Source organism: Pseudomonas sp. R38(2017), from assembly GCF_002112395.1.
Classification (GTDB): Bacteria; Pseudomonadota; Gammaproteobacteria; order Pseudomonadales; family Pseudomonadaceae; genus Aquipseudomonas.
On sequence record NZ_NEHN01000015.1, the window covers coordinates 99,359 to 110,282 of the forward strand.

General features: G+C 61.4%; 13 protein-coding genes. 5 read left to right on the forward strand and 8 right to left on the reverse strand.

Annotation, left to right across the window (positions count from 1 at the left end; translation table 11 throughout):
* Positions 1-138 precede the first annotated feature (138 nt).
* From CAF87_RS28385 to CAF87_RS28405, 5 genes are all read right to left on the reverse strand, one after another.
* Positions 139-1,113 (reverse strand): biotin-dependent carboxyltransferase family protein, encoded by a 975-nt coding sequence (locus tag CAF87_RS28385; RefSeq protein WP_085733955.1) that lies wholly within the window; start codon positions 1,111-1,113, stop codon positions 139-141.
* The gene (locus CAF87_RS28390; protein WP_085733954.1) at positions 1,110-1,982 is read right to left on the reverse strand and encodes an allophanate hydrolase subunit 1; all 873 of its coding nucleotides are present in this window, start codon (positions 1,980-1,982) and stop codon (positions 1,110-1,112) included. The genes CAF87_RS28385 and CAF87_RS28390 overlap by 4 nt, the downstream gene beginning before the upstream one ends.
* Positions 1,979-3,352, reverse strand: coding sequence for an acetyl-CoA carboxylase biotin carboxylase subunit (locus tag CAF87_RS28395; RefSeq protein ID WP_085733953.1), 1,374 nt, complete (start codon positions 3,350-3,352; stop codon positions 1,979-1,981). Before CAF87_RS28395 ends, CAF87_RS28390 begins: the two co-directional genes overlap by 4 nt.
* Before the next feature lie 10 nt (positions 3,353-3,362).
* A complete protein-coding gene (locus tag CAF87_RS28400) occupies positions 3,363-3,608 on the reverse strand; it encodes an acetyl-CoA carboxylase (RefSeq protein ID WP_085708515.1) in 246 nt (81 codons plus the stop codon).
* Positions 3,609-3,698: 90 nt separating this feature from the next.
* Positions 3,699-4,457, reverse strand: a complete 759-nt coding sequence (locus CAF87_RS28405) for a 5-oxoprolinase subunit PxpA (protein ID WP_085733952.1) — start codon at positions 4,455-4,457, stop codon at positions 3,699-3,701.
* A gap of 125 nt (positions 4,458-4,582) precedes the next feature.
* Between CAF87_RS28405 and CAF87_RS28410 the strand changes: the two genes are divergently transcribed.
* The 5 genes from CAF87_RS28410 (at position 4,583) to CAF87_RS28430 (ending at position 9,132) form a co-directional block, all read left to right on the forward strand.
* Positions 4,583-5,500: a LysR family transcriptional regulator gene (locus CAF87_RS28410; protein WP_085708517.1), complete on the forward strand. Its 918-nt coding sequence runs from the start codon at positions 4,583-4,585 to the stop codon at positions 5,498-5,500.
* A gap of 98 nt (positions 5,501-5,598) precedes the next feature.
* Entirely contained in the window at positions 5,599-6,648 is a 1,050-nt protein-coding gene (locus CAF87_RS28415; protein ID WP_085733951.1) for an NAD(P)-dependent alcohol dehydrogenase, read from the forward strand.
* A gap of 237 nt (positions 6,649-6,885) precedes the next feature.
* Positions 6,886-7,401, forward strand: coding sequence for a GNAT family N-acetyltransferase (locus tag CAF87_RS28420; protein ID WP_085733950.1), 516 nt, complete (start codon positions 6,886-6,888; stop codon positions 7,399-7,401).
* 38 nt (positions 7,402-7,439) lie between these two features.
* Positions 7,440-8,474 carry a GSCFA domain-containing protein gene (locus CAF87_RS28425; RefSeq protein ID WP_085733949.1) on the forward strand — a complete coding sequence of 345 codons (1,035 nt, stop codon included), beginning with the start codon at positions 7,440-7,442 and terminating at the stop codon, positions 8,472-8,474.
* Positions 8,443-9,132, forward strand: a complete 690-nt coding sequence (locus tag CAF87_RS28430; protein WP_085733948.1) for a hypothetical protein — start codon at positions 8,443-8,445, stop codon at positions 9,130-9,132. The genes CAF87_RS28425 and CAF87_RS28430 overlap by 32 nt, the downstream gene beginning before the upstream one ends.
* Before the next feature lie 34 nt (positions 9,133-9,166).
* On the opposite strand, the gene CAF87_RS28435 is transcribed toward CAF87_RS28430, so the two are convergent.
* Genes CAF87_RS28435 through CAF87_RS28445 form a run of 3 tightly spaced genes read right to left on the reverse strand, consistent with a single transcriptional unit; the run spans position 9,167 to position 10,911 of the window.
* Positions 9,167-10,036, reverse strand: coding sequence for a TauD/TfdA family dioxygenase (locus tag CAF87_RS28435; protein ID WP_085733947.1), 870 nt, complete (start codon positions 10,034-10,036; stop codon positions 9,167-9,169).
* Between the two features lie 15 nt (positions 10,037-10,051).
* A complete protein-coding gene (locus CAF87_RS28440; protein ID WP_085733946.1) occupies positions 10,052-10,258 on the reverse strand; it encodes an MbtH family NRPS accessory protein in 207 nt (68 codons plus the stop codon).
* Positions 10,255-10,911 (reverse strand): hypothetical protein, encoded by a 657-nt coding sequence (locus CAF87_RS28445; protein ID WP_085734040.1) that lies wholly within the window; start codon positions 10,909-10,911, stop codon positions 10,255-10,257. Before CAF87_RS28445 ends, CAF87_RS28440 begins: the two co-directional genes overlap by 4 nt.
* Positions 10,912-10,924: the final 13 nt, after the last annotated feature.

The window sequence follows — 10,924 nt, forward strand, 5'->3', positions numbered from 1 at the left end:
TTGACTCGATTGCGATAAAGCAGCCATATGCGTGTACTCCAGAACCAGTCAAAGGTTGAAGCGCGGGCAGCCTTCACCGCACCGAAGTGCGGCGTTGGCCTGGCGTGTGGCAGGGCCCGCGCGGTGCGGCGGGCAGAGTCAGGAAGGGAAAAGCTTGCTCAGGCAGCTGAGTTTTTTCTTGTAGGAACGCCGTGCGTCCAGGGCCTCGTCGAGGCTGACCGCTACAAAGCGAGCCTTCTGGTTGGGCTGCATCTGGCCGATCAGATCCAGGTCGGCACTGATGACGGTGCCGATCATGGCGTAACCGCCACCCGATACGGCATCGCGATGCAGCACGATGGGTTCGAGGCCGGCAGGTACCTGAATCGAGCCGATCGGGTAGCAGCTGTCAACGATGTTCGACGGATCGGAGCCAGCACCAAATGGTTGCTCTCGCGGCTGGAAATCCAGCGCGCTGCCGCCCTTGAAGCGATAGCCGATGCGGTCAGCTTCCGATCCGACAGTCCACGGCTCGGCGAAAAAGCTCTTCGCTGCCGCAGCGGTCAGGCGATCGTAATAAAGCCCCGGCACCACGCGCAGCGTGATCTCCCCGCCCAGTGACTGGCGCAGCGCCATGGGCAGACTGGCCCCGGCACGCCCCTTGCCGCTGGCTTTGCCCACCGGCAATTCGTCTCCGGCGATCAAGCGGCGTCCGGCAAAACCGCCCAACGCCCCGAGCGCATAAGTCGACCGACTGCCCAGCACCAGCGGCACGTCGATTCCGCCTGCCACCGCCAGATAAGCCCGGGCACCGGCCTTGGGAAAATCGAAACGCAGAACCTGGCCGGCCTTCACCGCGAACGCGGTGGCGTGATGCATTTCCACACCATCGAGTCGAGGCGCCATGTGCGCGCCACACACCGCGACCAGTGCGTCTTGCTGAAACGCCAGCTCAGGGCCCAGCAACGTACACTCCAGTGCGGCGCAATCCGCCGCGTTGCCGACCAGATGATTGGCCGCTCTCAGCGCATATTGATCGAGCGCGCCGGACGGCGGGATGCCGAGGTGGTAGTAACCTTCGCGACCCAGATCCTGAACCGACGTGGCGAGACCGGGTTTGAGTACCTTGATCATGCCAACACCTCCTGCAGCGACACGGGATAACCGACCGGGTCGGCGAGAAACGCATCCAGTGAAAACTCTACCGGCCGGATCCGTAAATCGAACTGCCCGGCCTCCACCTCCGCAACGGCCTGGTCATACGCTGCACGATCCATTGGTTTGAACTGCACAATGTCGCCCGGACGGAAAAACACCATGTGCTCCTTCAGGTACGCCAGCGATTGTTGCGGGTCGTAGATGGGGGCCGGTGTGACACCGAACATCTGATAGCCACCGGCGCCACGCACCGAGTAGATACAACCGAAGCAGCCACCGTGCCCCAGTGTCAGCTTCGGCGTGTCGGTACGCGGACGCAGATACTTGGGCACCTGCAACTGACGTTCGCGTTCGACCATCTGGAACATGAAGGGCAAACCGGCGACAAATCCCACCATCGAGACAAACCATGGCGCACCGCTATGAGCCGCAATGAACGCATCGACGTCCGCCAGACCATTGATGCGCGCGGCATATTCCAGATCCGTGGCGCTCGGGTCCTGGTGCCGGTCGCGAAAACGCATCAGCGTTTCGTGGGTCCAGGGATCGTTGTACAGCACCGGGATCTCGATGATCCGGGTCTGCAATGTGCGCTCGGCAACGGCTTCTGCCTCGGCGCCCTGCACCGCCTCGAGCAAGGTCTGCGGCGCAATGCGATCCGGATCGAAGCGGATCTGAAAGGATGCGTTGGCCAGACACACATCGAGTACGCCATCGAGTTTCAACCGCTCCACGGCGCGGATGACCGCCATGCCCTTGAAAAACGCCTCGAGGGACATGCTTTCACTGACTTCGGCAAACAGATGCTCATCGGCACCAAAGCTGTAGCGGATCGGACGACTCATGCTTCCCCCCCGCTGCGGCGTGCGGACAGCCAGTTTTCCAGCGTCCCGGTATGAAAGTCGGCGGTTTGCAACCACGGTTGTTGCAGCAGTTCAGCGTGCAGCGACAAGGTGCTGGCCATGCCCGTCAGCAAGGTTTGCGCCACTGCTGTCCGGGCACGCGCCAGGGCTGTGGAGCGATCCGGCCCATGCACAATGAGCTTGGCCAACAGCGAGTCATAGTACGGTGGCACCCGATAACCTTCATACAGGTGGGTGTCCACACGAACACCTTCACCTTGCGGCCAGACCAGCGATTCGACCAGACCGGGGCTGGGGAAAAAATCCCGCGCCGGGTCTTCGGCATTCAAGCGCATTTGCAGGGCCGAGCCATTCAGGCGAATGTCACTCTGTTTCAGGCCCAGTGGTTCCCCACCGGCAATTCGCAACATCGTCTGCACCAGATCGATGCCGGTGACAAGTTCGGTGACCGGGTGCTCCACCTGGATTCGGGTGTTCATCTCGATAAAGAAGAACTCGCCGGTGACGTCGTCATACAGGTACTCCAGCGTGCCCGCCCCCTTGTAGCCGAGGGATTCGGTCAAGCGTACGGCACTGGCGCAAAGTGCCTCCCGCTGCTGCGCGTTCAGTACGGGCGACGGTGCTTCTTCAAAGATTTTCTGACGCCGGCGCTGTAGCGAACACTCGCGCTCGAACAGGTGCACGGCGTTTTTCCCGTCGCCCAGAACCTGTACTTCGATGTGCCGGGCCTTGCCGATAAAGCGCTCCAGATACACCGCACCATTACCGAAAGCGGCCTGCGCCTCGCGCTGCGAACGGGGAAATTCTTCACTCAATTGCGCGGCATTTTCTGCCAGGCGAATACCCCGCCCGCCGCCACCGGCCGAGGCTTTGATCAGCAACGGGTAACCAACCGATTCCGCCGCCCGAAGCGCCGACTCGACATCAAACAGCTCGCCCGGCGAACCCGGCACCACTGGAACACCTGCCGCCTGAGCAGTACGCCGCGCTTCGGCCTTGTCGCCCATGCGCCGGATCGTGTCCGGGTCCGGCCCGACGAAAATCGCACCGCTGGCAATCACGGCTTCGGCAAACCCGGCGTTCTCGGACAGGAAACCATATCCAGGGTGAACCGCATTGGCGCCCGTCGCTTGCAGGGCACCCAGCAACGCCTCGATGCTCAGGTAGCTTTTATCGGCACGGGCCGGCCCCAGAAGATGCACTTCATCAGCCAGGCGTGCAGCCTGAGAGTCGATATCGGCCTCGCTGCACGCGGCAACGGTGGGAATGCCCAGGGCCTTGGCTGCACGGATAATCCGCACGGCGATTTCGCCACGGTTGGCGACCAGCAATTTACGAATGGGTTGAGTCATGTTCACGCCCTCACTCGCTATCAAGCGTAGCGACGACCTGACCCGGCTCCACCGGATCACCGTCTTCAACCTGAAAGGCACTGAGGCGCCCCGCCGTCCCGGCGGTCAGTTCGGAAAACTGCTTCATGACTTCGATCAGGCCAATCACCGTGTCGGCGCTGACAGGATCGCCGACCTCGACGTAGTTCGCCGAATCCGGCGTGGCCTTTCGGTAGAAAGTCCCGGGTAACGGGGTAATGACAGAGTGTTCGGCCATGTCTGTTCCTCTTGGAATAGTTGTAGAAAGGCAGGCAAAAAATCGATGTTTGAACCCCGGCGTCTGTGTGCCGGGTGTTTCGTTTTTTATTCAGCGAGGTCGGCGCACCTCGATCCCGGCGGCATCGAGCGCATTGCGGGTAGCCTCGACCAGCGCCAAAGCCCCCGGCGTATCGCTGTGCAGACAGATGGAGTCGAACTCGATCGGCAGATCCTCACCCTCGACGGTGCGCACCACGCCCTCCTGGCAAGCGCGCAACACACGGGCGGCGACAAATTCCGGATCGTAGGCGCGAACATTGCGGGTGAAGACGATGGAGCCGCTCAAGTCGTATTCGCGGTCTGCATAGAATTCGCGAACAACCGGTTGGCCGAGCTCTTTGGCGACACGCCAGATAACCGAATCCGGCATGCAATACAGCAACAGATCGGGTTCCAGCCGTTGCAGGTTTTCCACCAGCAGACGCGCTGCTTCTTCGTCCCGGGCCAGATGCATGTACAGCGCGCCGTGAGGCTTGATGTGTTGCAGCGCCGCGCCCTGCACCCGTGCCAGTTCTCGCAGTGCGCCCAGTTGATAAAGGATGTCGTCGACCAGTTCCTGAGCCGGTGCATTGATGTGTCGGCGCCCGAATCCCACCAGATCGCGAAACCCCGGATGCGCACCGATGCCGACCTTCAGACGCTTGGCCAGCTCGACGGTGCGACGCATGGTGCCGGGATCCCCGGCATGGAAACCGGTGGCGATGTTGGCGGAACTGATGAATGTCATCAGTTCGTCGTCGACACCATCGCCGATGGTCCACGGGCCGAAGCCTTCGCCCATGTCCGAGTTGAAATCTACTGCCTGCATAACCCTTGCTCCTGACGCTTGTGACTTCATGCAGGCCACGTTAAATTCCCGCCAACCCCTTGGGAAGATCTATTAACAGATAGGGTATCTTCTGAAAAACAGATACCTGAAAAACAGGAACACCCATGTCGTTGACCTTGCGTCAGGTTCGCTACTTCGTTGCCACCGCCGAGATCGGGCAGATATCCCAGGCAGCGATTCATTTAAATATTTCCCAGTCGGCGGTGACCACGGCGATCAAGGAACTGGAAGGCATGCTCGGCACGTTGCTGTTCCAGCGCTCGGCACAAGGCATGAGCCTGACGGATGCCGGTCGACACTTCCTGAACCGCGCCTACGTGATTTTGCGCAGCGTCGACGACGCGCTGAACAGCCCGCTACCCGACATCCGCGCCAGCGGCCTGATTCGCCTGGCCGCGAGCTACACGGTGATCGGCTATTTTCTGCCGCATCATCTGCAACGGCTGGAACACTGGCACCCGGACGTCGCCATCGAAGTCCACGAGCAGGAACGGCAGGCCATCGAACAGGGTTTGCTGGAAGGAAAATTCGATATGGCGGTGGTGCTTACCGCGAACCTCACGCACCCCGACATCGTTTCGGAAACCCTGTTCAACTCCGAACGTCGTCTGTGGCTGCCCAGCCACCATCCACTCTGTGAGCGCTCGGCCGTCAGCCTCGCGGATGTCGCGCTGGAACCCTACATCCTGCTGACCGTGGATGAAGCTGAACAAAGTGCCATGCGCTATTGGGAAAACGCCCGCCAACAACCCAACGTGCGGGTGCGTACCAGTTCGGTAGAGGCCGTGCGCAGCATGGTCGCCAATGGCAGCGGCGTGGCAATTCTCTCGGACCTGGTGCACCGTCCCTGGTCACTGGAAGGCAAGCGCATCGAGACCCTGACGATCACCGACAAGGTGACCCCGATGAGCGTCGGCCTGGCCTGGCACCGCGAGCGCGAATTCAGCCCGGCGATGCAGGCTTTGCGCAATTACTTCCACGATGCGTTCCTGGCCCCGCAGCAACTTTCTGCGCGGCGCTGACGCACAGGATCAGGCAAGCATTCGATAGGAATGCACTAACGGAATGCAACTTCAGAGCAGGAAGATGACTGTCCGACAGATCCATCGAGTACGCTCCCATGCTTGTACAAGCCTACGGTGCCCACGCGGGCGACAAACCCCTTGAGCCTATCCAGATCAATCGCCGCGCCCCTGCGGCCCATGACGTCCAGATCGACATCGCCTTCTGCGGCATCTGCCATTCCGATCTGCACCAGGTGCGCTCCGAGTGGGCCGGCACGCAATTCCCTTGCGTACCAGGACACGAAATCGTCGGCCGCGTTTCAGCGGTCGGCGCCCATGTTTCCGAATACAAGGTCGGCGATCTGGTCGGTGTCGGTTGCATCGTCGACAGTTGCAAACACTGTGAAGACTGCGAAACCGGTCTTGAAAACTACTGCGACGGCATGATCGGCACCTACAACTTCCCGACGCCGGACGCCCCCGGCTGGACCCTCGGCGGCTACTCGCAAAACATCGTGGTGCATGAGCGTTACGTGCTGCGCATCCGCCACCCCGAAGCACAACTGGCCGCCGTCGCACCGCTGCTGTGCGCGGGCATCACCACTTATTCGCCGCTGCGTCAGTGGAACGCCGGGCCGGGCAAGAAAATCGGCGTGGTCGGCATCGGTGGTCTGGGCCACATGGGCATCAAACTGGCCCACGCGATGGGCGCACACGTGGTGGCGTTCACCACGTCGGAATCCAAGCGCGAAGCAGCGAAAGCACTGGGCGCCGATGAAGTGGTGGTGTCGCGCAATCCGGAAGAAATGGCCGCGCATACCAAGAGCTTCGACTTCATCCTCAACACTGTCGCCGCCCCTCATGATCTCGATGCGTTCCTGGTCCTGCTCAAGCGCGACGGCGCACTGACACTTGTGGGCGCCCCCGCCTCGCCGCATCCATCACCGAACGTGTTCAACCTGATCATGAAGCGCCGCACCATCGTCGGCTCGATGATCGGCGGCATTCCCGAGACCCAGGAGATGCTGGATTTCTGTGCCGAACACGGCATCGTGTCGGACATCGAACTGATTCGCGCGGATCAGATCAACGAGTCCTATGAGCGGATGCTCAAGGGCGATGTGAAGTATCGGTTTGTGATTGATAACGCGACGTTGGCGGGCTGACAGGCACCTCTGGAGAGAGGCGTTGCGCCTGCCCGTTCGGACACGAACGCCTTTCTCCGCACCGACCCGCCAACCGGGACTTCCCTTCATCAACGAGCCCTCCAGTCTGCGTGCCAGTACCCATCAATGGCCGGCACCCTCCATTACCTTCAACATCCCCCCATCCGCTCATTGATCTTTCCCCTCACACCAAGTAAAAAACCCTCTCCTTTTTTCCACCCTCGCAAGGAGCAGCGGATGCTCGAGCTATCCACGGATCGACTGGACCTGCGCACGATGGTCGAGTCCGACTGGCCGTTGTTTCTCAGGCTGCATTCCGAGCCGCAGACCATGCAGTACGTGTTCGGTGAGATTGCCGAGGAACAGGTTCGCCAAGGCTTCGAGCACCGGCTTCCGGCGTGGGGACCACAGTCGGAGCACTGGCTGTGCCTGGTGGTGACCGACAGGGCCAGCGGGCACGAGCTGGGCGTGACCGGTTTTCGCATTCTTTCGCCGGGGCATGCCGAGGTGGGTTGCCTGCTGTTGCCGGAGCATCAGGGCAAAGGTTTCGGCACCGAGTCGCGAAAAGCGATCATCGACTACGCTGCGGCCATCGGGCTGAACTCGCTGGAATCGACCGTGACCGACGGCAATATCGCGTCCTGCAAGGTGTTGGAAAAATGCGGCTTTGTGTTCGCACGTCGTGTGCCGCAGGCCTACCAGATCGGTGATCGGTGGTTCGACGATCTGATCTACCACTATCAAATCCGCTGAGCCTTTCGCTCAACGACTCGCCAAGGAGGCCTCTCGTCGTGAATCCCTATCAATGCCTGCCACCCCGCGCTTTCTGGCGTACGGCCGTCGCCGACAAGTCCGCACCGGACATCGGTGAACTGTGGACCCCGCAATTCGAGATCGGCAACAAGGACGCCATCGTCACCGCCGGTTCCTGTTTCGCCCAGCACATCGGCCGCGCGCTGGTTGCGCGCGGCATGAACTGGCTGGACGCGGAACCCGCCCCGGACGCGTTGCCCGAGGCCGACTGGAAAGCCCACAACTACGGGGTGTTTTCGTTCCGCACCGGCAATCTTTATACCCCGGCGATGTTGTGCCAATGGCTCGAATGGGCGCTAGGCGTAAGCGCTCCGCCGGATGAGACCTGGGTTCATGACGGGCGCTTCTACGATCCGTTCCGCCCCGCCGTGGAGCCCGACGGTTTTGCCAGCGAGCAGGCCCTGTTCGAATCGCGCGAAGCCACCCTGGACGCCATTCGCGAAGCACTGCGCCACGCCAAAGTGTTTGTGTTCACCCTCGGTCTGACCGAAGCCTGGCAACATCGGCAAACTGGTCTGGTGTATCCCGTATGCCCCGGCACCGTGCGCGGCACCTTCGATCCGCTGCTCCACCGGTTCTGCAACTTCGGCTTCATGGACACTTACGGCGACATGGTCAGGGCGCTGGAACTGATGCGTTCGATCAACCCGCAACTGCGTCTGCTGCTCACCGTTTCACCGGTGCCCCTGACGGCAACCGCCACCGGGCAACATGTGCTGAGCGCCACGACCTACTCCAAATCGGTGCTGCGCGCCGTCGCCGGGCAGTTGTGTGAAGACCTGCCCGACGTCGACTATTTCCCGTCCTACGAAATCATCACCGGCACGCCGTTCAAGGGCGCGTTCTACCAGCCCAACCAGCGGGAAGTCACACCCGAGGGTGTGGCGTTCGTGATGCAGCAATTCTTTGCCGGACTTGAAGCCGTCCAGTCGGTGCAGGCGCCGACCACCTCCACTAGTGTGTCCAGCGAGGATCTTGTCTGTGAAGACGCCGTACTCGATTACTACGCCTAGGTTTCTGCTGCTGGGTGACTCCCATGCCGGCGTCATCGGCAAGGCGGCGCAGGCTCGCGAGGTGTCTTTCGGTGGTGGTCCGCTGGGCACCGGTCGGGATTTCGCCGTCGACTTCTTCCAGTTGACCCGTCATGACGTGACCTTTCGGGATGCGGAAATGGATCGGCTGTACCGCCAGGCTCTCGACACGCTGAAAGTGCCGCATCTGGCAAAGATCGAGGTGCCGCTGGTGAGCACGATCGGCCTGAGCCTGCACTATCTGGCCACCGCGCCGAACTGGACCTGTTACCAGAATGCGCAAGGTGAGTTCGACGACGGTTTTCTCGCCGGGCCCTTGTTCGAGGCGGTCATCGACACCCTGTCCCGCCCCGCCCTGGCCTTCTATGAACAGGCGCTGGCGCTGAACCTCAAGGTATACGCCGCGCTGCCGCCGCAACGGGTGCCGGAGTTGTCCGACCCGCGCGTGTTCATGGCGGCGCAGTCATTGTTGATCGAACGTTTGCAAGGGCTTGGCGTCGAGCTGATCGACGTGCGCGAGGCGGCGAACGATGAGCAGGGTTTTAAGCGTGAGGCGTTCTGCGAAGTGGATGATCCGCTGCACGGCAATCTGGCGTTCGGTGAGTTGATCGTCGAGCAGCTGATCCGGCGCGGCGTCTAGAAAAAGAGGGAGCGCATTGCTCCCTCCGATGTTTTCAAGCCTTGGGCTGCGTGCCGAGAATCGTCACCCGCTCGCCATATCGCGAATGCGGAAAATAGTCCCAGATCGCGTGGTGCTGGGTGCAGCGGTTGTCCCAGAACACCAGCGTGTTCGGCGCCCAGCGAACACGGCAACTGAGGGACGGCTCCCGGGCCACCAGGTCGAACAGCATGTTCAACAGCACCTGACTTTCGCCCCCGGACAACTGCACGATGTGCGACGTGAATCCGGAATTGACGAACAACGACTTGCGCCCGGTTTCCGGGTGACGAACCACCACCGGGTGTTCGGTCTTGGGCAGGTTGGCCGGCGCCTCATAACCTTTCCACGGAATTGCACCGTCGTGAATCGCGGTCAATTCGCCGAGAAACTGCTGCATCGTCGGCGAGAGCATTTCAATCGCCAGGTGCATGTTGGCGAACAGCGTATCGCCGCCCGTGCCGATGGCCGGGGTTTCCTTGACGTACAGCATCGACCCCATGGACGGCGCCAGGTCGGCGGTGCCGTCGGTGTGCCAGGTTTCTCCGGCCACGTAACGCGATTGCGCATTGGCGCGAATCACCACCAGTTCCGGGTCATCGCCGTCGATGTCCTCCACCGGCAACGCCCGCAATTCGCCGAACAGCCGACCAAATGCCTTGTGCTCCTCGACCGTCAGATGCTGATCGCGAAACACCAGCACGTGGTTCTCCAGAAAGGCCCGGCGGACTTCCGCGAGCTGAGCGTCATCCAGCGGCTGCGAAAGATCGATGCCTCCGATTTCCGCACCGATGATCGGCGTGATCCGGTCGACCGTGATGCGCTGATACGGCGCACGTTTTTCTGCGGCGATGCGCTCGATTGCCTTGAGTGCCAACTGATCCATGCTCTCTCACCTTTCTTATTGGAACGACACCGATGACTGCTCGCGCAGAGAACGCGGGCGCATGTCGATCCAGTGCTCATTGATGTAATCCAGACAGACCTGGCGTTCGCCACGCATCCCGGCCGCGTTCCAGCCGCTGGCCATCGGCTTGCCCGCCGGCCACAGGGAATACTGACCCTGAGCGTTGATCACCACATCGAATTGCAGCTGTGCGTCATTCATGTCGTTTCTCCTGTTGGATGGGACTGCAGGTGCCGGACCAGCCCTTCTGCGAGATGGTTGAACAGCACACGCCGTTGCTCGTCGGTCTGGGCACAGGCCCAGACGTAGACCCGCGCCGACGCTGCGCAAACCTGCGCATACGCATCCGCGTCTTCAGCCGCGAAGGCCCGGGACGAGATTTCAACATTGGCGGTGGCATGGGCCTGAGCGAACGCCGAGGCGCTGGCGTCGGTATTGAGTTGCGCGTAATACACCGCGTACGCCTCGGCATCGCCGAAGTGCTCGGCGATCATGGCGGTGTTGCTCGGCGCGAGGCCGTAAGTCATCGCACTGGCATGGGCTTGGGTGTACGCCGCGTCGTAGGCATAGGCCCGACGATACAGCGCCAGCAACACCGGTTTGAGGGTGGCCCGCCACTCGCCCTGACGCCCGGACAAACCGAGGGCCGCCCGTTGATGCAGGCTTTGCAATGCGAACAGCGCTGGCCGGTGTTTCGGCAATGCCTCGCACAACATCGGCACGACAACATCGGCTTGCCAACGATGAATCAGACGAAGCGACTGTGGTTCATCAACCCTGTAAATCCCTTGAAGCAAGACTTCGGGCTGCTCTTCACACAGCACCTGCGCCAAGGTCGGCAACCACCGGGGCATAAAGATCGGCTCA